Here is a 20583-nt window from a genome sequence, read left to right on the forward strand (position 1 = left end):
GATCATCGAGCGCGTAACTACTACCAACCGAGCTGTTCGCGGCCTTGAGAGCGTTCCCACGACCGGGCTTTGGCGGCCGCGTCGACCACAGTGAGGTCAGACGCCGCCCGCTCCACCTCAAAGTCTGCGACAAGGCACCTGACCAGCCGTAATGGCCTAACCGACCGGCATCGGGGTCAGGCCTGGAGCCAGGCCAGCAGCGCCCGGTTGCCGGTGGCTGCTTCGATCGCCTGTGCGCGTTGGCCGACCTGCACCAGCTTGACCGCCGCTTCGACGCCCTTGGCGATCTCCAGGTCGTGGTGCCGTACGACGTCGAGCCACAGCATCACGGCGTGGTCGAGCAGGCCGTCGTTGATGAAGAGGTCAGCGATGTCCATTCGCTGCCACACGTTCAGGTTCGACTCCCTGACCTTCTCCACCACGACGTCCGCGTGCGTTGATCCGCTGAGGTCGAGCAGCGTACCGACGCAGTCGTCCACCTCGTGGCTGCCCAGTGACCGCAGGAACGCGTCCAGCGCGACCTCGGCGGCCTTCTCCGGATGCCCGACCCGGTGCAGGATCGGTGCGAACCGCCGCGCGACGTCCAGGTCGTGTTGCCCGACCACGATCCGCAGGTGGTCGTACAGCCGTTGCGCTTCCTTGGGGACCTTCTTGGCGATCATGCCGTCGAGGCAGATCACCGCGGACATGGCGTCGAGCGGTTCGGTGAGCAGCGTGCCGACGAGGTGTTCGGCCTGGGTGGCGTGCCCGGCTTTGAAGAGCGCCGCCGCCGCTGTGGCGCGGTGCACGGGCAGCCCGTTCGCGACTTGGGTGTGCACGTCGTCAGGGTTGATCCCCAGTTCCAGCATGGCGGCGATCAGCCCGGCTGACTGCCGCTCGTCATCACACCTGGCCACCTCCAGCCGGTGGACGATGCTCGCCGGGTCGATCGGCCCCTCGGCCAGTCGCACGAGGTCGTACGGGTTGAGCGACAGGCGGTCCGTGATCAGATTCAGCACGTCCGGCGGTACCGGAGCCAGAAGTTCGCAGGCGCGGACGAACTGGTCGTTGTCCGCGGTCGGGCGAGTGACGACGGAGTACGCGAGTTCGCGCATCAGGCGACGATCGAAGAACATCATCAGCTGGGCGACGGTCAGCACATGGTCCGGCGTCAACGATCGGGCGCGGCCGATGACCGCGTTGAACGCGAGTTCGCCCCGGTGTGTCAGCAGGGCGTTGGCCGCCGTGATCCACTGATACCTGCTGATGGAGGACTGCGCGAGGATTCGTTCGGCCAGCCACATCGCTTCGTCCGGACAGTCCAGTTCCACCGCGTGGGTGCAGAGGACGTGCCAGCCGAACGGGGTGGTGTCCGAGAGCGCGCCGAAGTGCGGGACGTGCGGACTGCCCGGCCGGACCGACTCGTCGACCTTCAGTCGTCGCACGAGATCGCGCAGCAAGCGGCGGGCGGGCTCGCGGCGGTCGATGTCGAACCCCAGCGTGTCGATCACCGCGATGCCGAGGGTGTAGCTGTCGGTGGTCTTCATGAGCCGCAGCAGGAGTTCTTCCGCGAGGTCGGCGCCGTTCGGGAGGATCTCGGCGAGTCCCGTCGCGATGGCGGCCAGCGCGTACGAGCGGCGGACGTCCGCGTGCTCCTGCATCCACGTCGCGGCGTGCTCCGGCGATTCGAGGTGTCCGAGCGCCACCGCGCAGCCGATCCGCACCACGTCCGGCAGGTCGTCGTTGTTCCGCATGTCCCGCAGCGCAGGGACGAACAGGTGGGCGATCGCCTCGTTGTCGAGTCCGGCCAGCACGCGGCCGATCACCAGACCGTCCTCCCACGGGTTCTCCCTGACCCCGTTGGCGAGCAACAACTTCACGAGACGGTCGACTACCTCGTCCGCACGTCCCGAGGTGATGGAGACGTCCTCGGCCAGCAGTCGCCCGGCCAGCAGCGCGTGTTTGACGCCGCCTTCCAGCAGTCGCGCGATCACGAGGTCCAGGTCGTGGCCGGGTTCGCGGCCCCACAACGCGAACGTGAAGAGCACCGAGTTCTCGTTGGCGGGCTGGGTGCCCAGTTCGACCCACTCGTCGAGGTTCGGGAAGTCGGCGGGGATCCTCGCCGCCCGCGCTCGTGCGGCGAGGAACTCCGCGAAGGAGTGGTGCAGGAACCGCAACCCGCTGTCGCCGTGCACGAACAGCCCGGTGCTCGTCAGCACCGCCAGCATGTCCTCGGGCCTCGTTGAGTGGTCCCACAACAACGCGACTTCGAGCAGGGGTTGTTCGGATTCCAGGCGGCTCACGGCGAGTTGTTCGACGAGGTCCTGGCGGCGTTCGTAGAGCCACTCGATCTGTTGAACGCGACCTGGGTCGTCGGCGTGGGCTTTGCGGAGTTCCGCGAGGGTGTTGCGGCCGCTGGCCTGGTCGTCGAGCAGGTAGCTCATGAACCGCTCGTAGAGATCCGCGCGGTTGTGGGGGAGTTTGCGGTGGGGTTCCAGGGTGTTCGCGATGGCCGCGATCGTGGCGAGCAGCGGGTTGCGGACGAGTTCGCGCAGGCGGCCGTCGTGGACCTGGCTGACGAACTCGGCGGCGCGGTCCTTCGAGTTCGTCGGGTTCTGGGCGCGGAACCAGGCTGAGGCGAAGTCCTGCAGTTCGACCGGGCCGAACGGCTGGATGGTGAAGAGGTCGATGTCCTGGCCGTGCAGCTTCTGCAGTTCGTCTGGCGGGAGTGGGCGGGTGGTGATGACCAGGCGGTGCCCGCTGCCCCGGCGCATGCGGCTGACCAGGGCGTCGATCACGCGGTCGCGGCGTTCCGGTTCGGCGATCTCGTCGAGGCCGTCCACGAAGACCAGCCAGCGGGCGCCCAGTGCGCGCTTGGCGAAGAGTTCTGGTTTGAGCGTGGCGTTGAGGCGGCTGCTGCGGACGGCGTTGGCGAGCAGTTCACTCCACGGCAGGTCGTCCGCCAGCGCCTTGGCCGCGATTCGCAGGGGCATCACGGGTTCCGGCAACGGCGGGTCGGCGCTGGCCTCGAGCCACTCGGTGGCGAGGCGCTGCACGTACATCTGGCCGAGGGTGGACTTGCCGGCGCCGGGTTCGCCGGTGATCAGGAGGTGTTTGCCGCGCGCCAGGACCTCGCGGATCGGGACAGGGCGGTCGCCCTGCCTGCGTTCGGTCTCGCGGACGCTCTGCTGGACGTAGACGCGGGTCAGTTCGGGCTGCCGCACGCCCAGGAGGCGGTAGGGGAGTGTTTCTGCCGCGTCGCGTTGCACGTGCAGGAGGTCTTCGAGTTCTTCGGTGAGGTCCGGGCGATCCTGCCACGACGTCAGCGGCGGGTGCGACACCTCGTCACCGTGCAGGTGCAGCTCGCCGATCTCGTGCGCCTGGACGACGTGGCCGTGCACGGTGCTGCGCTGGACCTCGTTGTGCATGAGCAACGTTCTACCGCACGGCCGTTGCACACACACGGCACCTACGAAAGCGGTGGACGCCTTCCAACGACCGCCTTTTCGGTTGGACCTGAACCAAAACCGTGTTGGTCGCGGCGGAATTCGGCTTACCTTCGTGCGCATGCCAGCTAGAACTTCCACCGTGCGCGGCCGCGAGTTTGGTGCGGCGGTTCGCGCTGTTGTCGACTCGACCGGAATGTCGCACCGCGCCATTGCGGAACTGTTGGGATGGGATCCGCAGAAGCTCTCGGACCTGTTGACGGGGAAGGGCGGGGTCAACGAGATCGACTTCGCCCGGCTGCTGGGTCTTTGCCGTGTGCCGGAGGAGGAGTTCGACCACCTCATGGCGCTGTTGAAGGTGTCGCGGGAGAAGGGCTGGTGGCAGCACTACAAGGGCTTGCTGCCGGTCAAGATGCGGACGCTGATCGAGCACGAGACCGTGGCGAGCGAGATCCACAGCTGGCACCTGACACTGGTGCCTGGCCTGTTGCAGATTCCCGACTACATCCGGCCGCTGTTCGAGGTCTGGCCGAAAGCAGACCCCAAGGACATCGACAAGCGTGTGGAGGCGCGAGTCGGTAGGCAGCGGATTCTGGAGCCGGGACGCAAGTTCTTCTTTTACGTGCACGAACAGGCGTTGCTGCTACCTGTCGGCGGCGAAACCGTGTGGCGGGACCAGCTTCACCACCTGCTGAGGTTGTCGGTGCGGCCGTACGTCTCGATTCGGGTGGTTCCGACGCGGATCGGCGCGCACGCCGGAACCATGGGTGAGTTCAGCCTGATGAAGTTCAAGAAGATCTCGCCGGTCGTGTACACGGACACGATGAACTCCGGCCTCTTCATGGAGGACCACGCGTCGGTCGATCTCTACTCGGAGGTCCTCAAGTCCTTGGCGGGTGTGGCTCTGGATGAGGAAGAATCGAGGAGTCTGATCACCGACATCGTCTCCTGAGGAGGCCACGCCATGTGGCGCAAGAGCAGCTACAGCCCTGACGGCAACAACTGCGTGGAGATCGGTGCGGGAGTGGGTGTCCGTGACAGCAAGGCGCCCACTGCGCCACACCTCCCGGTGTCCCCGGCGGGCTGGGAGGCGTTCCTCGACGCCACCAAGGGAGATCAGTTCGGCCGCGCGTAGTCGAGGCATACCGGAACGTCGGCGTTTCGCTTATGGTTGCTCGTCATGACAACGAGGTCGTGGTGGGGCTGGGGCAACGTCGAGGACGCCGTCACCCCCGATGAACGCCGTGCGCTGGTCGACCGGGTCCGGGCGGTGCTGCCGGACGCGGACCTGACGTTCCACTCGCCGCCGGACCCGGCCTCGCTGGAGGTGCCGGAGTCCCGCGTCCAGCCGCCTGGTGACCTCTACTCGACCGGCCTGATCGATCGGCTCAGTCACGCGCGCGGTCAGGCTTACCGCGATGTCACGCGCAACCTCGCCGGGGACGTCGGGTCGTTGCCGGATGCCGTTGCCCGGCCGCGCACTGAGCAGGACGTGGTCGACGTGCTGGACTGGTGCGGGTCGCACGACGTCGCGGTGATTCCGTTCGGCGGCGGCACTTCCGTCGTGGGCGGGGTGGAGCCGCGTGACCTCGAGCGGGTGGTGACGCTGGACCTCTTGGCGCTGGACCAGGTGCTGGAGGTCGATCCGGTCAGCCGGGCCGCGCGCATCCAGGCGGGAGTGCTGGGGCCGTCGCTGGAAGCTCAGTTGAAGCAGCACGACCTGACGCTGCGGCACTTCCCGCAGTCGTTCGAGTTCTCGACGCTCGGCGGCTGGCTCGCTACCCGCGCCGGCGGCCACTACGCCACGCTCTGCACGCACATCGACGACCTGACCGAGTCGCTCAGGGTCGTTACACCACAAGGGATCAGCGAGTCGCGGCGGTTGCCGGGCTCAGGGGCGGGGCCGTCGCCGGATCGCTTTTTCCTGGGTTCCGAAGGCACGTTGGGGGTGATCACCGAGGCGTGGATGAGGTTGCAGTCGCCGCCGGTCCATCGCGCTGGGGCCTCGGTGCGGTTCGCGTCGTGGGAGCGGGCCGTTGAGGCGACACGGTTGATCGCGCAGTCCGGGTTGTATCCGGCGAACTGCCGTTTGCTGGACCCGGCGGAGGCGTTCCTCAACGCCGGTTCCGCACAGGCCGTGCTGGTGCTGGCGTTCGAGTCCGCCGATCACCCGGTCGACGGGAAACTCGCGCGGGCGTTGGAGTTCTGCGGCGCGGGCGAGGTCGTGGAGGGTGCGGCGCAACAGTGGCGGAAGTCGTTCCTGCGCATGCCTTACCAACGTGACGCGATGGCGCAGCACGGGATGATCACCGAGACGTTCGAGACGGCGTGCACCTGGGACCGGTTCCCCGAACTGCACGCGTCCGTTGTGGAGGCGGCGACCAAGGCGTTGCGGGAGGTGTGCGGCATCGGCGTCGTCACGTGCCGCTTCACCCACGTCTACCCGGACGGCCCCGCGCCCTACTACGGCATCTACGCGCCCGGCCGGTGGGGCAGCCTCACCGCGCAGTGGGACGAGATCAAGGCCGCGGTGTCCGAGGCGTTGATCTCATCGGGCGGCACGATCACCCACCACCACGCCGTCGGCCGCGACCACATGCCCTGGTACACGCGGCAACGTCCGGACGTCTTCGGCGCGGCGCTGTCCGGCGCCAAGGCCGCGCTCGACCCTCAGGGCCTGCTCAACCCCGGTGTCCTCACCACACGATCGACCTGAGGATCAGTGCCGCGATGAACACGACCGTGAACGCCAGGTCCAGCCCGAACCCGCCGAACCGCAGCGGCGGCAGCACCTTGCGCACCGGCGCCAGCACTGGCTCGGTGAGGCCGTGGGTCACCCGGCGCACCTTCCACACCCAGTCACCCCGCGCCTGGAACGTGACCGCCCAGTCCACGATCATCCGGCCGATCATCACGAGGATGAACAACGTCAAGAGCCACCCGAGCACGAAGCCGACAACGCCGAACAAGATGGCCTCCTCATATGTCCTGTACGTCCATGAAGCCACACGAATCTGAGAGGCGCCTGGCAACTCGCTGAGACAGTATTCAGGGTGTGGCGTACGACGAAGGCCTGGCGCACCGCCTGGGCGACGCATTGGGAGCACTACCGGGCATCGGCACGAAGAAGATGTTCGGCAGCCTGGTGTTCATGTGGAACGGAAACATGCTGGTAGGCGTGCTGGGCCCCGACCTGATCGCACGCGTCGGTCCCGAGGCGCAGGCCGACGCGCTGGCCCAGCCGGGCGCGCGCGTCTTCGACTTCACCGGCCGGCCGATGAACGGCTGGGTGGTGGTCGACGGCGGCGCGGTGTCGGAGGACACAGCGCTGGACGACTGGATCGCGCGGTGCCGCGAGTTCGTGGAAGCGCTGCCGCCGAAATGACGCTCCTGGATCGCGTTCGCGCCGCGATGGACAACTACCGGTACGTCACCGAGACCTCGGCGTTGGGCGGAGTGGTGTTCGAGTGTGACGGTGACCCGCTCGTGGGCGTGGTGAACGACGAAGTGATCATCCGCGTGGAGGGTGGCGGTTGGGCCGCCGTGACCGGGGACCTCGCCGAGTGGATCGAGCGCTCGTCCGAGGTGGTCATCGCGGAATGGGTCGTGCGCTGGCACGAGGAGCTGGGCGCGGACAGCATCGCGGCGTCGCGGGCCATGCTCGGCCTGGTCCACCACGAGCCGGACCGCGAGCAGCTGCAACGGCTTCTGCTCGACCACACGTGCCACCCCGAACTGCGTCAGCTCGCCGTCACCTGCCTGGGACACGTCGGCCGGCTCGACGGCGAGGTGCTGCCCGAGGTCGTCCCACGCCTGCGAGAACTGCTCGACGACCCCGACATCGGCGGAGCCGCCGAGAACGCGCTCGGGGACATCGAGCACTTCAGCCGTCGCTGACCTCAGCACCGCACCCCAGCGGGCCTCCCGTTCCAGGGTGCGGCATGACGTACCACCTGATCGAGCCCGAGGTCGCGGGCGGCTGGGGCGACGAGTTCGAGATCGATCGCACGACGGACGTCGTCACGCGGGTGCACTACGAAGTGGCCGACTGGCTCGGTGACTGCATCGTCACCACGCAGCCGGCGTGCTGCCGGACCTGGTGTGGCTCAAGGTGCACGGCGAGCCCGGGGTGGACGACCTCGGGCTCGCCGACAACGGCACTGATCTCGTCGTCAGCCAGCCGGTGATGGATCTGTTCCTGGCGGACGGCTTCAACAGCGTCGGCGCCGACGGCTACGACATCGCGTCCGCCGAGGTGTGGGTCAGAACCGCACCAGCGGACCTCCCGTGAAGAACTCGTAGACGAAGTTCACGAAGAAGAACCCGAAGAACGCCACGTTCAACGACAGAATCACGTAGTGCCACCAAGACGGCCGGGCCGGCCGCGGTAGCCGGGAGTTCAGGTACATCAACGCGAACGGGAACATCAGCGCGCCCAGGTTCGACATGTTCGCCGAGATCTGCACGAGTTCCACCGGCAGCGCGAGGTGCAGCGCGCCGGCGATGATCACCAGCACCAGCAGCATGAACGGGTAGTAGAAGCGGCGCGGGTCGTCCTCGATCCGCTTGCGCAGCCGGGGTGAGACGGCGTGCGCGGCGTCGGTGAAGTTGCGCACCAGGGCCTCGAAGATGCCGAGCTGCGTGGAGAACAGCACCAGCACACCCACCACCAGCATCAGGTAGAACATGCCCTGGCCGTACAGCAATCCCAGCTGCTCGGCCGAGAACGTCGGCACGTTCGCCGCCGTGGGCTGCTGGCCGGTCACCGCGACGATGTGTGCCATCAGCACGGTCGGCAGCAGCATGCCGAGCATCGCGCCGACGAAGAACACCGCCCACTGGTCGATCAGCAGCAGCCGGTACCAGCGCTTCCACAGCGACGCGTTCGCCGGGGTGTCCACAAAGGTCACGCCTACCGGGCGCAGCTCCTGCTTGCCGCCGCGCATGCCTGAGATGAACCCGACGCGGTGCCCCATGCCGTAACCCTTGTCGCGGTAGTGGCTCATCGCGTACCAGTTCAGCCCGGACGCCAGCGCGGTGAACCCGGCGAGGCCGCCCAGCTGCGTCGCCGTGATGCCCGCGGGTGGCGCGGCCGGGGTCACGAGGCCGCGAACTCCCTCCGACCACCCGGAGAACGGCACGATCGCGACCGTCACGACGATCAGGACCAGCAGCAGCGTGCCGACGAGCACCCAGTTCGTCAGTTCCAGGGCACGGGACACCTTGCGGGCGGCCGCGGTGATCAGGAAGACCACCACGAGCAGCCCGATCGCTAGCAGCCGCACGTACTCGATCTCGTCGGGCCGGTAGCCGCGGCCCGCGATCAACGCGAACAGTCCCTGTCCGGCGCCCGCCGCCCAGCCGCCGAAGATGAAGGCGAAGTAGAACACCGCCAGCGAGACCGGGACCCAGAACTTCCAGCCGGGTGGCACGCGTCCCCAGCCGACGACCGGTGACTCGCCCGTCGCCACGACGTAGCGGGCGATCTCCACGTTGTAGAACGTCTGCAGCAACGCCGACACCGTGATCACCCAGCCGATGCCGACGAAACCGAACTTGCCGACCGCCTGCGGGCCGAGCAGCCACTCGCCGCTGCCGATCGAGATGCCGAGCGCGATCAGGCTCGGGCCGATGACGAACTGGACCACCTGCAGCGGGCCCAGTCTGCGAACTTTGAAGACGTCCTCGGGTTCTGGCAGGTCGGCTACGTCCAGCGGCGGCCTGCTGACTCCGATTTGCATCGACGACACTGTCGACCTCCCGACACGTCGGGGAACGGAACCTCCTACTCTCCCGACGTGCCAGGCGATCGGTCAACAGTTCAGCCGGCCGCGTTCACCGCGTCGTCCGCGAACACCCAGCCGTGCCCGATGGCGTCCGCGCCCCATGTCTCGACCAGTGGACCGCCGGTCCGGTGCGTCACGGTCACCGAGCCGGGCGCGAGAGGCGTCGCCGACGCTTCCAGCCGGCGTTCCAGCTCGCCCGGACCCCACGACGCGGGATCGGTCAGCGTGCCGAACTGAGCGTCCGCGTTGGACAGTCCGGGGTTGCGTTCCAGCATCAGCGCTACCACACCGGCCACCGCGGGGCCGGAGAAACTGGTGCCGCTCATGAAGAGGTACTGGAACGGCGAGGCGGAAGCGTTGTCCGGGGTCGCCTTCGACGCGCACGTGCGGACGTTCGTCGACGACGCGACCTGGCCGTCCTTGTAGAGCTGGGCACACGGGTACGGCAGCAGCAGGTACCGGCCCTCGGATACGACGTCGAGGTACTGGCCCGCCTTCTGGCGTGAGGAGAACCCGGTCACGTACACCTCGGACACACCGGTCTCCGGCACGTCGTCCAGCCACCACGTCTTGTCGGGGTAGTCGCTCCACTGCCGGGTCCAGCCGCCCGCGCCCACCGACACGACCGGCTCGTACGCGGCGGGGAAGCCCATGCCCGCGTCACCCTCGTTGCCCGCCGACGCGACCACCACGACACCCGCCTTGACCGCCGCGTCCAGCGCCGCCTTCTCGACGGCGTCGAGGCCTGCGCCGCCGAGCGACTCGTTGATCACGATCGGCTGGCGCGGGTTGGCCTTCTTGAGCGACGTCACGTAGTCGACACCGGCGTTGATGGCGCTGCCGAAACAGCCGATCGGCTCGCACACCTTGACCGGGATGACCTTGGCTCCCGGCGCCACGCCGGGGATCCAGCGAGTACCCGGTGAACCGGTCGCGTAGCCGGTGCCCCAGCCGCCCTCGTCGGTGTCGTCGGCGAAGCGGTGCCCGGTGATCGTCGCGGAGACCGCCATGCCGTGCGGATCGCTGCCCGAGTCCCACTGGTTGGCGTTGGGGTTGCCCAGGACACCCACGAACGCACGGGCCTTGTCGGTGAGGATGTCGCTCTCGACGAAGTAGTCACGCCAGTTCGGGTAGAAGCCGGAGTCGAGCACGGCCACCCACACGCCTGTTCCGGTCTGGGACACGTTCTCCAGGTTCATCTGGTCGTGCCAGTACGGATCGTTCGGCAACGGCGCCGCGGCCGGGTCCGAGAGGGCGGCGAGCTTGCGGATCGGGTCCGCGCTCACCGAGGTCACGAACGGCAGCGCGCGCACCGCCGCGACCTTCGAGCTCGGAATGGCGGCGGCCGCACCGCCGAAGTTGCGGTACGCCACGTGCACCTGGGCACCGGCGGCCTTGAGCTGGTCGACCTGGGTGGCGGTCAGCGGTGACGCGCTGCCGACGAGGTATCCGGACGGCGCCGCAGGGGCGGCCGTCGCGGCAACGCCCCAGGTGATCAGCACCAGGGCGGCGGCGGCCGTGAGGAGACGTCTCATGTGGACTCCCTGGATCAGCCCCGACCCGCAGACGGTTATACGCCGAACAGTCGGCGCCCGAAAGGCTCACCCGGGGGGGAAACCGACTTTCGGACGTGTCGAGTGACCGATCCGCTACGTAGCGTCCGCTCGGTATTCCGAGAGGGGAACGAACGTGCGAAGAGCATTGGCGGGAGCAGCGGCGCTCGCGCTCATCACGGCGGGCCTGGTCACGCCCGCCGTCGCGGTACCGGCGCAGCAGCCGGATCCGCAGGTGAAGCAGCAGTCCGACGAGCAGCCCCACGAGCTGGAGATCAAGCGCCGTGCGTTGAAGCAGCAGGCCTTGGCCGAGGTGCTGACCGGCGAGGCGAAGACCGAGAAGCGCGGTACCAGCACCGTCGCGAAGGTCGGCAAGAAGCAGAACAAGGACCAGTACGTCGAGCTCAAGCGCGAGAAGACCGACAAGATCTTCGTGATCCTCGCGGAGTTCGGCAACGAGCGGCACCCGGACTACCCGGACCGCGACACGAACCCGAACACGCCGGGCCCGCAGCGGTTCGACGGGCCGGTGCACAACCAGATCCCCGAGCCCGACAGGGCCGTCGACAACACGACGATCTGGCACCCGGACTTCAGCCGGCAGTACTTCCAGGACCTGTACTTCTCCCGCAAGAAGGACGCCAACTCCGTCGCGAACTTCTACGACAAGCAGTCCTCCGGGCGGTACACGGTCAACGGCACCGTCACGGACTGGGTGAAGGTCCAGTACAACGAGGCCCGCTACGGCCGCAGCAACGGTTACCCGTGCGGCGACAACATCTGCAACAACTCGCGTGAGCTGATCAAGGACGCGGTCACGCAGTGGGTCGCCGACCAGAAGGCCGCGGGCAAGACCACCGCGCAGATCAAGGCGGCGCTGGCCGAGTACGACCAGTGGGACCGCTACGACTACGACGCCGACGGTGACTTCAACGAGGCCGACGGCTACATCGACCACTTCCAGATCGTGCACGCCGGTGGTGACCAGGCCGACGGCGACCCGTTGCAGGGCGAGGACGCGCTCTGGAGCCACCGCGGGTACGCGTTCAAGAACTACGCGACCGGCCCTGGCACCAACAAGCTCGGTGGCGCGCAGATCGGTGACACCGGCATCTGGGTCGGCGACTACACCGTGCAGCCCGAGAACGGCGGCGTCAGCGTGTTCGCGCACGAGTTCGGCCACGACCTCGGTCTGCCGGACCACTACGACACCGCGGGCGGCACGAACGGCGTCAACTGGTGGTCGATCATGGCCCAGAACCGGGTGAACGCACCCGGCGAGGCGCCGGGCGAGCGCGCCAACGAGTTCTCCGCGTGGGACAAGCTGCAGCTCGGCTGGCTCGACTACGAGGTCGCGGTCGCCGGCCAGGAACGCGTCTTCGAACTCGGCCCGCACGAGTACAACTCGGCGAAGGCCCAGGGGCTCGTCGTGGTGCTGCCGGACATCTCCAAGTCGTTCGACTACGGCACCCCCTTCGCGGGCAGCAAGATGTGGTGGAGCGAGAAGGGCAACGACCTCGACAACTCCATGACGGTCCCGCTGGACCTGCGCGGCAAGACGTCGGCGTCGCTGTCGTTGAAGGCCCGCTACGACATCGAGGTCGACTACGACTACCTCTACGTCGAAGCGTCCAATGAGGACGGCAGCTGGACCCAGCTCGACGGCGTGGCGAACGGCGCACCCTTCCAGCGCGACTCGGCCGACGCGCCCGCTCTGAGCGCGTCGTCCGGTGGCCAGTGGGTCGACCTCACCGTTCCGCTGGACGCGTACGCCGGCAAGAACACCAAGCTGCGTCTCGCCTACCGCACCGACGGGGCCCTTGCGCTGCAAGGCTTCTTCGCCGACTCGATCACCGTGACCGCCGATGGCGCCCCGGTGCTGACGGACGGCGGTGAGACCGCCGGCGTGTGGGCCACGCGTGGGTTCCGCACGACCGAGGGCAAGGAAACGAAGACGTTCGACCAGTTCTACATCGCGTCGAACCGGACCTACGAGTCGTACGGCAAGTACAACAAGACCGGCCCCTACCGCTACAGCTTCCCGGACAAGCCCGACTACGTGGAGCACTTCCCGTACCAGGACGGCCTGCTCGTGTCGCTGTGGAACACCTCGCTGCTCGACAACAACGTCAGCGAACACCCCGGTGAGGGCCTGATCCTGCCGATCGACGCCAACCCGGCACCCCTCTACAACCTGGAGGGCCAGCGCTGGTCGGCGACCGTCAGCGGTTACGACGCGCCGTTCTCGCTGCAGAAGTCGGACTCCTTCACGTTGCACGTCAACGGCAAGGCTTCTTACGTCCGCGGCGCGGCGGCCCAGCCGACGTTCGACGACACGAAGCAGTACTGGTACGCGGAACAGCCCAACGCAGGGGTGAAGCTGCCCGCCGTCGGCGTCGGTCTTCGCGTTGTCCGGCAGTCCGGCACGTCGATGACGGTGAAGTTGTTCAAGACTGCCTGAATGCCCTTCCGGGTAGGCTTGGTCAGTGACCGCTGCTGCAGACATGCTGGCCGTCGCCGTCGAAGAGGCGCGCATGGGACTCGCCGAGGGCGGGATCCCCATCGGCGCGGCGCTCTTCGACGGCGACGGCCGTCTGCTGGGCCGGGGCCACAACCGCCGCGTGCAGGACGGCGACGCCTCCATGCACGCGGAGACCTCGGCCTTCCGCAACGCCGGCCGCCAGCGCGGCTACCGCGGCACCACGATGGTCACGACCCTCTCGCCGTGCTGGTACTGCAGCGGCCTGGTCCGCCAGTTCGGCATTTCCAACGTGCTGATCGGCGAGGCGGCGACGTTCTACGGCGGCCACGACTGGCTCGCCGAACACGGCGTCGGCATCACCGTCGTGGACGATCCCGCGCTGGTCCAGCTGATGACGTCGTTCATCTCGGAGCACCCCGAACTCTGGTACGAGGACATCGGCCAGGATTGATGCTCTGCCCTGGATCGCGCTCCAGGTCGTAGCGTGGACGCATGGCTTCTGTGCTGATCACCGGCGCGAACAAGGGCCTCGGCCTGGAGACCGCCCGCCAGCTCGTCCTCGCCGGCCACACCGTGTGGCTGGGCAGCCGCGACCTGTCGCTCGGCCAGGCGGCCGCCTCTTCGATCGGCGCGCGGCCCGTCCAGCTCGACGTCACGTCCGACTCGTCGGTGGCCACGGCGGCTGAGGCCGTGGGGTCGTTGGACGTGCTGGTCAACAACGCGGGTATCGCTCCGGAGTGGACTGACGAGGGCGTGGTCGGGGCCGGTGAGGTCACCGCCGACCTGATGCGGGAGACGTTCGAGGTCAACCTGTTCGGGATGGTCCGCGTTCTGCACGCATTTCTGCCGTTGTTGGAGCGCTCGGCCGCGCCGGTTGTGGTGAACGTCAGCAGCCGCCTGGCCTCGCTGGCCACTGCCGCGGCTGGTAGCGGGTATCCCGGGGTTGCCTACCCGGTGTCGAAGGCCGCGGTCAACATGGTGACGGTGCAGTACGCGAAGGCGTTCCCGGCGATGCGGATCAACGCGGTCGAGCCGGGGTTCACGGCTACTGACTTGAACCAGAGGACTGGGCGGCAGACCGTGGAGCAGGGTGCCGAGATCATCGTGCGGATGGCGCAGGTCGGGCCGGACGGGCCGACCGGTGGGTATTTCGACGCTCAGGGCACGCTGCCCTGGTAGCACTTGCGGCGCGCCGCGCGACCTGTAGGGCATGAAGGCCAAGAAGCCGATGTCACCGTGGACCATGCCGTTGGTCTCTGCGGCGATTCTGCTGCTCACGGGCGCGGTGCTGGTGGCGTTGTGGCTGTGGGTGAGCAAGCAGAGCTGGACCGATCCGGAGAAGCGGACGGCCGCGCAGCTCGACGTGGTGAAGGTGGCGTCCGGCATCGCGCTGGGCGGCGGTGGCCTGTTCACGCTCTACCTGGCGACGCGCAGGCAACGCACCCAGGAAGAGGCTCAGGCGGATACGAACGCGGACAACGGAGCACGGCGGATCACCGAGCTGTATTCGAAAGCCGTGCAGCAGCTCGGTGACGCCAAGGCTCCCGTTCGGCTGGGCGGTCTGTACGCGCTGGAGCGGTTGGGTCAGCAGGAGGAGGAGACCCGGCGGACCATCATCAAGGTCCTGTGCGCCTACCTGCGCATGCCGTACACCCCGCCATCAGACCGGACCATCAAAACAGGTGGCGTGCGGCGGCCGCTCCTGCGGAACTCGCGGATCAGGACGAGCATCCAGGCTCCGCGCGGCCCAGGTGCCTCAGCCGCGCTGGTGGAGGCGCGGCTGGAGCTGGACGTGCGGCTCACCGCCCAGCGGATCCTCGCCGATCGCCTGGGGCCCGGTGAGGACTGCTGGGGAGTGCACCACATCGACCTGAGCGGAGCAGTGCTCGTCGACTTCGACGTGAACGGCTTTCGCTTCGCCTCGGCCAGGTTCGACCAGGCGACCTTCCTCGGAAACGCGCGGTTGTCAGCGGAGTACGCCGGGCTCGCGTCGTTCAACAGGACGTCGTTCACCGGTTCGGTGTCCTTCGCCGAGGCGGCGTTTGAGCATGATGCACATTTCGCAGGGGCGGCGTTCGGAGGCAGGACGTGGTTCGCCGACGCCTCGTTCGCGGGTTCGGCGGTGTTCGCGGGGGTGTCGTTCCTCGAAGTCGACTTCAGCAGGGCTTCGTTCAGCGGCACCACGTCGTTCGCCGCGGCGACGTTCGACGGCGAGTCGTTCGCCGACCGCGCCGGTTTCGAGGACGCACAGGTCCTGGTCAACCCGGGAACCATGAACTCGGAGTGGCCGGAGGGCTGGGAGATCAGTTTCCTCGGCGAGGACCATGCAGTCCGCAGCGGCGAATGGACCCACCTCACTCAGGACTTGTAGCGCTGCACCGCCTCGTCCACCGACCCCAGGATCGTGAACACCGAGTCCAGCCCGGTCGCCTCGATGGGCCGCAGAGCAGCCCGCGTGGAAGCGACCACGACGAACTCGACCTCGGACTTGGAGGCACGCTGCTGCCCGAGCACGAGGGCCTCCAGCCCGGCGGAGCCCAGGAACTTCACGCCGGCGAGGTCGACGACGACGGCACGGTTGGACGACACCACGTGGCTGTCCAGCGGTGTGGTCAGCTCGCTGCTGGAGGTCGTGTCGAGCTCGCCGGACACGTGCAGCACGACGACGTCGGGTGCGATCCGGTCTACGACCACGGATGCCAGAGCGGTGGGGTCAGGCACGCTGTCTCCCTTCAAAGCTTCAGCATCCCACGTTAACGCGACCACCCTGTGGGACGAGCCAGCGGCCCCTCAGCGAGGTGCGGCCCTGGGCGATCGCCGCGTGGACGTGGTGGGTGAGGCGGGCGTGGAGTTCGTGGCACACGGTGAAGCCCAGGCGGATGTCGTCCGGTGGGCATTGGACCGGCAACAGCTGCGCGAACGGGTCGCCGCCGATCGTGTCGACGGCGGTCAGGAAGCCGACGAGGGCTCCCACCAGGCGCTGGTGGAGGCCGAACAGCGACAGGGCGTTCGCCAGGGCCAGGGTGGGGGCGGGCATTTCGTCGACGCTGGAGCAGTCCAGGTCGCGCAACGTCACGGTGAACAGCACCGAGTGGGTGCGTTCGGACCGGGCGCCGTAGGCGTCGCCGTGGATGTCGCGCAGCACTGAGCGCATCTCGCGGCGCGGTTGCCAGAAGGCTTGGTGCTTGCGCAGTTCGGCGAGGCCCTCGTCGGACAGCGTGGCGGGGTGGGTCGACTCGGTCAGCGACCGCAGGCCTGCCTCCCAGCGGGCTTCCAGGGCCAGGTGGAACTGGGCCAGGAACGCGTTGTCCTCCCAGGCCGGGTCGGCGTCCTCGAAGCCGCGCGTCCGCAGTTCGTAGCAGATCCACAACGACAGCTGCAGGTCGTCGTCCTGCCACGCGTCCCTGGTTCCTCCACTGGCGAGCAGCGCCGGTCGCGGCTGCGGTGGCAGACGGAGTGCGGCGACCAGAGCGGCGCTCATGTGGCCGCGGGGTGCAGGGAGGCGCATCAGTCAGGTTTCCTCACGCGTTCGGGCGATCAGCATGTCCACAAGGGACTCGGGGTCCGGGCAGCGTCGTTGCCGAGCGGCACCACAGCCGTTGTGGCGCAACCAGTCCATGTGCTGCTCCACAGTAGACAGAGTGTCGCGATCGCGCAGGGCGACCTCGACGTGCTCGACCAACGTCATTGCCCGGTCGAACGCGGGGGAGAGTTTTCCGGTGTGTGGATCGGCGGCCAGTCCGTCGACCCCGTCGCGCGACGCCCGCCAATATGCCGCTCGCAGCACGGAATCGTCCACCCGCTGTTCGGAGGGTTCCGTCACGACGAGGGCTCGGATCAGTTCCGCGAGAACCGCGACTTCCGTTGCCAGTTGCGGAATGTCCGCGACGCGCACTTCAACCGTCGGATGATCGGCCGACGGGCGCACGTCCCAGTACACCATCGCCCTGTCCAGCAAGGCCTGCGTCGCGATGATCGACTCGACGGTCCGGTCGTAGTGCTCGGGGCCGTCCCACGACGGCGGCGGCCCGCTCACCGGCCAGCGCGACCACACCATCGACCGCCAGCTCGCGTAACCGGTGTCTTCTCCTTCGTAGATCGGGGAGTTCGCGCTGATCGCGAGCAACGTCGGCAGCCACGCCCGCAGTTTGTTGGACGCGAGCAAGGCTTCCGCCTTCGACGAAACACCGACGTGCACGTGCAGCCCGCAGGCACCCTGCCCGATCACGAGCCTGCGGTGGGAGTACTCGATCTGGTGATATCTGGGGTCATCCGATCCGGGGGGAGGGCCTGCCTCGCCGATCGGCGGCATGCCCGTCGCCACGAGCCGGCACCCGGCGGAGTCGGCGGCGTCCACGAGCACCCGCCGGCCGCGCAGGACCTGTTCGGACAGCTCCTCGAAAGAAGAGGTGACGCCGGTGGCGATCTCGATCTGGAACGGCGTCAGCTCGCCCTGGACGTCGAGGTCACCAGGCGCGTGGGACAGCTCCCGGACTCGGGGCGCCAGCGCTACCGGCCGCCGCGACTCGGGGTCAACGAGGAGGAACTCCTGTTCCACACCGACCGTGTAGTCATTCATCGGCGAGCGGGTACCCGCCTTTCGTGCTGATCAACCACGAGGTGGCCAGATGAGACTCCGCCGCAGTTCCCCGTCGTCGCCCGGCTGGACGCGGGTGAAGCACGGCAAGGGCTTCCGGTACCTGGACGCCGACGGCCGGTCCCTCACCGCGAAGGACGTCGAAAGGGTGAAAGCCCTGGTCATCCCACCCGCGTGGCGCGAAGTCTGGATCTCCCCGCACCCCAACGGCCACATCCAGGCGGTCGGGTACGACGACGCGGGCCGCCGCCAGTACCTCTACCACGAGCAGTGGCGCACCAATCGGGACGCGGAGAAGTTCGACCGCGTGCTCGAGCTCGCCCCGCGGCTCGGGAAGTTCCGCGCGCAGATCGAGGCGGACATGAGGTCACGCGGCCGCAAGCGATTGCTCGCCATCGCCCTGCGCATGCTCGACCTGGGCGTCTTCCGCGTCGGCCACGAGGAGTACGCCGAGGACAACGGCACTCACGGCGTCGCCACGCTGCTCTGCGAACACCTCAGCGTGCGCGGCGACCGGGTCAGGTTCCGCTTTCCCGCCAAGCACGGCGTCGAGGTCGACGAGGAGATCGCCGACGCGAAACTCGCACGAGCCGTCAGGACCCTGCTCGGGAACCGGACTCCGGACTGCCGGCTCTACGAGGACCTCACCGCCGACGACATCAACGAACGGTTCCGCGAGCTGGTGGGCGACGAGTTCAGCGCGAAGGATCTGCGAACCTGGCACGCCACGGTCCGCGCCGCCCAGGCGTTCGCCCGCGCCCTCCACGACCGCGGCAAGCCCTCGAAACGAGCGGTCAGCGCGGTGATGAAGGAGGTGGCGGAAGACCTGGGCAACACGCCGGCCGTCGCGCGGAAGTCCTACGTGGACCCTCGCCTGACGGAAGCGTTCGAACGCGGTGAGGTCATCGGCGACGGCGAGCCGGAACGGGCGGTGCGGAAGCTGCTCACACGGTCCTGAGCGCGGCCTTGTCGCACTGGCGGCACCAGGCGGCACCCTGGGCCGCCGCCAGTGCGGCGAAGCCGGCGAACAGGTGCAGCGCGTTGCTACCGGGGTTCACGTTCAGGAAGTTGACGACCTGGTCGTCGTACCGGGCCAGGCCGAGCCCGAAGATCACCAGGAAGGACACCGCGGTCAGCAGGCCGACGTCGCTCAACGCCTTCAAGCGCGGTACCGCGAGCAACAACGCGGCACCGAACACCAGGTGCAGCGTGTTCTGCAACGGATTGACGCGCAGCCCGAGCACCCACGTGTCGGACTCACCGGCGAACGACGACAAGCCGGTCACGAGAAACCCGGCGACCCCCCAGAGCACGAGCAGGGCGCCAGTGCCGATCGCCAGCTTCTGGGGCCACCGCAACCGGTTCATGCGGCCAGTATCGCGAAAACCGGACATTCCCGCTCGCTCATTTCAGTCTTCAGCCAGCAGATCGTGTCGCAACTGCTCCAGCGACTTGGTCAACAACCGCGAGACGTGCATCTGGGAGATCCCGACGCGGCGCGCGATCTCCGTCTGGGTCAGCCGGCCGAAGAACCGCAGCACCACGATGGTCCGCTCACGCCGAGGGAGACCCTTCAGCATCGGCTGAAGGGCCTCGTGGATCTCGACGCCTTCCAGGGCGGGGTCGTCGACCGTCGAACTCTCCAGGGAGTCGAGGGACGCGAACGCCACGTTCTTCTCCACCCGCAGGCCTTCGTAGACCTCCTGCAGGCTCAGCCCCAGGTGCCGGGCGATCTCGGAGGGAGTGGGAGATCGCCCGGACTTGTGCGACAGCTCGGCGGTCGCGCCGTCGATGGAGTCACACAGCTCTTTCAACCTGCGCGGCACCCGCACGGCCCAGCACTGGTCGCGGAAGTGCCGCCGGACCTCGCCGGTGATCGTGGGCACGGCAAACGACAGGAAGTCCGTCTGCCGGCCCACGTCGAACCGGTCGATGGCGTTGATCAGCCCTACGGCCGCCACTTGGGCGAGGTCTTCCATCGGCTCGCCGCGTTCACTGAAGCGGCGGGCGATGTGCCGGGCAAGCGGGAGGTACTCGCGCACCAAGCGGTCCCGCAACGCGTAATAGCGCGACGAGTCACGTGAGGTGCGTCCGAGTTCCTCGAACGCCGAGTGCTGGTCGGGCGTCAACGCGCACCGCGATCAGACCTGGGGCGGCGGCGTGACGTCGCCACGCCAAGCGCCCGTCTCGACGCCGCGGTTCTCGATGAACTCCTTGAACCGCTTCAGGTCGCCTTCGACCCGGTGGCCGACGACGCCGAGCGCCGCACCGGCCTTCTCGGTCAGGGTCTCGGGATCGTACTCCATCTGGAGGTGCACCCGAGTCGTCTCGTTGTCGAGCCGGTGGAAGGTGACCACGCCACCCTGCGGCGGTCCGTCGACCGTGGTCCACGCGACGCGCTCGTCCGGGTGCTGCTCGGTGATCTCCGCGTCGAACTCGCGGACGACCCCGCCGATCTTCGTGGTCCAGTGCGTCCTGGTCGGCGTGACCTGGTCGATCTTCTCGACGCCGTCCATGAACGCCGGGAAGGATTCGAATTGGGTCCACTGGTTGTACGCCGTGCTCACGGGCACTTGGACGTCCACCGACTTCTCAATGGTGGTCACGAAACCTCCTCCTCGTTTTCATCTCTAACCGTTCGAAGAGTGAGTACCCGCGTCACGACCTGTTACACATCGGTCACCAGTCCACTCTGGACGGACACGGAGAGTGCTGGACCAATTGCGATCTGCGCATCACG

Annotated in this window: 21 protein-coding genes; 11 read left to right on the forward strand and 10 right to left on the reverse strand. The window is 67.9% G+C overall.

Going from position 1 to position 20583, the window contains the following annotated elements:
• Positions 1-176: 176 nt before the first annotated feature.
• Complete coding sequence (locus SK803_RS29160; protein WP_319969330.1) at positions 177-3407, reverse strand: NACHT domain-containing protein; 3231 nt, start codon at positions 3405-3407, stop codon at positions 177-179.
• Between the two features lie 139 nt (positions 3408-3546).
• Here SK803_RS29160 and SK803_RS29165 point away from each other — a divergent pair, with 139 nt between their 5' ends.
• From SK803_RS29165 to SK803_RS29175, 3 genes are read left to right on the forward strand one after another with little or no spacing between them, the layout of a single operon-like run.
• Positions 3547-4377: a helix-turn-helix domain-containing protein gene (locus SK803_RS29165; RefSeq protein WP_319969331.1), complete on the forward strand. Its 831-nt coding sequence runs from the start codon at positions 3547-3549 to the stop codon at positions 4375-4377.
• A gap of 12 nt (positions 4378-4389) precedes the next feature.
• A complete protein-coding gene (locus SK803_RS29170; RefSeq protein WP_319969332.1) occupies positions 4390-4560 on the forward strand; it encodes a DUF397 domain-containing protein in 171 nt (56 codons plus the stop codon).
• 45 nt (positions 4561-4605) lie between these two features.
• A complete protein-coding gene (locus SK803_RS29175; RefSeq protein WP_319969333.1) occupies positions 4606-6141 on the forward strand; it encodes an FAD-binding oxidoreductase in 1536 nt (511 codons plus the stop codon).
• Here the strand turns inward: SK803_RS29175 and SK803_RS29180 are convergent.
• The gene (locus tag SK803_RS29180; RefSeq protein ID WP_319969334.1) at positions 6122-6394 is read right to left on the reverse strand and encodes a YggT family protein; all 273 of its coding nucleotides are present in this window, start codon (positions 6392-6394) and stop codon (positions 6122-6124) included. The genes SK803_RS29175 and SK803_RS29180 overlap by 20 nt on opposite strands.
• Before the next feature lie 86 nt (positions 6395-6480).
• Between SK803_RS29180 and SK803_RS29185 the strand changes: the two genes are divergently transcribed.
• From SK803_RS29185 to SK803_RS29195, 3 genes are all read left to right on the forward strand, one after another.
• The gene (locus SK803_RS29185) at positions 6481-6810 is read left to right on the forward strand and encodes a TfoX/Sxy family protein (RefSeq protein WP_319969335.1); all 330 of its coding nucleotides are present in this window, start codon (positions 6481-6483) and stop codon (positions 6808-6810) included.
• On the forward strand, positions 6807-7322 hold the full coding sequence (locus SK803_RS29190) for a hypothetical protein (RefSeq protein ID WP_319969336.1): 516 nt from the start codon (positions 6807-6809) through the stop codon (positions 7320-7322). Before SK803_RS29185 ends, SK803_RS29190 begins: the two co-directional genes overlap by 4 nt.
• A 187-nt stretch (positions 7323-7509) precedes the next feature.
• Positions 7510-7716, forward strand: a complete 207-nt coding sequence (locus SK803_RS29195; protein WP_319969337.1) for a hypothetical protein — start codon at positions 7510-7512, stop codon at positions 7714-7716.
• Here SK803_RS29195 and SK803_RS29200 read toward each other — a convergent pair.
• Together SK803_RS29200 and SK803_RS29205 are read right to left on the reverse strand one after the other, a co-directional pair.
• Positions 7688-9166, reverse strand: a complete 1479-nt coding sequence (locus SK803_RS29200) for an Nramp family divalent metal transporter (RefSeq protein WP_319969338.1) — start codon at positions 9164-9166, stop codon at positions 7688-7690. The genes SK803_RS29195 and SK803_RS29200 overlap by 29 nt on opposite strands.
• 80 nt (positions 9167-9246) lie before the next feature.
• The gene (locus SK803_RS29205) at positions 9247-10746 is read right to left on the reverse strand and encodes a S8 family peptidase (RefSeq protein WP_319969339.1); all 1500 of its coding nucleotides are present in this window, start codon (positions 10744-10746) and stop codon (positions 9247-9249) included.
• A 154-nt stretch (positions 10747-10900) separates the two neighbouring features.
• Here SK803_RS29205 and SK803_RS29210 point away from each other — a divergent pair, with 154 nt between their 5' ends.
• Genes SK803_RS29210 through SK803_RS29225 form a run of 4 tightly spaced genes read left to right on the forward strand, consistent with a single transcriptional unit; the run spans position 10901 to position 15617 of the window.
• Positions 10901-13225 (forward strand): immune inhibitor A domain-containing protein, encoded by a 2325-nt coding sequence (locus tag SK803_RS29210; protein WP_319969340.1) that lies wholly within the window; start codon positions 10901-10903, stop codon positions 13223-13225.
• 43 nt (positions 13226-13268) lie between these two features.
• Positions 13269-13697 carry a nucleoside deaminase gene (locus SK803_RS29215; protein ID WP_319969424.1) on the forward strand — a complete coding sequence of 143 codons (429 nt, stop codon included), beginning with the start codon at positions 13269-13271 and terminating at the stop codon, positions 13695-13697.
• A gap of 41 nt (positions 13698-13738) precedes the next feature.
• A complete protein-coding gene (locus SK803_RS29220; protein ID WP_319969341.1) occupies positions 13739-14425 on the forward strand; it encodes an SDR family NAD(P)-dependent oxidoreductase in 687 nt (228 codons plus the stop codon).
• A 31-nt stretch (positions 14426-14456) separates the two neighbouring features.
• Positions 14457-15617, forward strand: a complete 1161-nt coding sequence (locus SK803_RS29225; RefSeq protein WP_319969342.1) for a pentapeptide repeat-containing protein — start codon at positions 14457-14459, stop codon at positions 15615-15617.
• Here the strand turns inward: SK803_RS29225 and SK803_RS29230 are convergent.
• From SK803_RS29230 to SK803_RS29240, 3 genes are read right to left on the reverse strand one after another with little or no spacing between them, the layout of a single operon-like run.
• A complete protein-coding gene (locus tag SK803_RS29230) occupies positions 15605-15967 on the reverse strand; it encodes an STAS domain-containing protein (RefSeq protein ID WP_319969343.1) in 363 nt (120 codons plus the stop codon). The two genes, SK803_RS29225 and SK803_RS29230, sit on opposite strands and share 13 nt — an antisense overlap.
• Positions 15968-15986: 19 nt before the next feature.
• Positions 15987-16727 carry an iron-containing redox enzyme family protein gene (locus SK803_RS29235; protein WP_319969344.1) on the reverse strand — a complete coding sequence of 247 codons (741 nt, stop codon included), beginning with the start codon at positions 16725-16727 and terminating at the stop codon, positions 15987-15989.
• A 30-nt stretch (positions 16728-16757) separates the two neighbouring features.
• Positions 16758-17825, reverse strand: a complete 1068-nt coding sequence (locus SK803_RS29240) for a carboxylate-amine ligase (RefSeq protein WP_319969345.1) — start codon at positions 17823-17825, stop codon at positions 16758-16760.
• 49 nt (positions 17826-17874) lie between these two features.
• Between SK803_RS29240 and SK803_RS29245 the strand changes: the two genes are divergently transcribed.
• On the forward strand, positions 17875-18801 hold the full coding sequence (locus SK803_RS29245) for a DNA topoisomerase IB (RefSeq protein WP_319969346.1): 927 nt from the start codon (positions 17875-17877) through the stop codon (positions 18799-18801).
• On the opposite strand, the gene SK803_RS29250 is transcribed toward SK803_RS29245, so the two are convergent.
• Genes SK803_RS29250 through SK803_RS29260 form a run of 3 tightly spaced genes read right to left on the reverse strand, consistent with a single transcriptional unit; the run spans position 18788 to position 20449 of the window.
• Positions 18788-19210, reverse strand: coding sequence for a DUF4383 domain-containing protein (locus SK803_RS29250; RefSeq protein ID WP_319969347.1), 423 nt, complete (start codon positions 19208-19210; stop codon positions 18788-18790). The two genes, SK803_RS29245 and SK803_RS29250, sit on opposite strands and share 14 nt — an antisense overlap.
• A gap of 42 nt (positions 19211-19252) precedes the next feature.
• Positions 19253-19972, reverse strand: coding sequence for a SigB/SigF/SigG family RNA polymerase sigma factor (locus tag SK803_RS29255; RefSeq protein WP_319969348.1), 720 nt, complete (start codon positions 19970-19972; stop codon positions 19253-19255).
• Between the two features lie 12 nt (positions 19973-19984).
• A complete protein-coding gene (locus SK803_RS29260; RefSeq protein ID WP_319969349.1) occupies positions 19985-20449 on the reverse strand; it encodes an SRPBCC family protein in 465 nt (154 codons plus the stop codon).
• Positions 20450-20583: the final 134 nt, after the last annotated feature.

This window comes from Lentzea miocenica, from assembly GCF_033949945.1.
GTDB classification, from domain to species: domain Bacteria; phylum Actinomycetota; class Actinomycetes; order Mycobacteriales; family Pseudonocardiaceae; genus Lentzea; species Lentzea miocenica.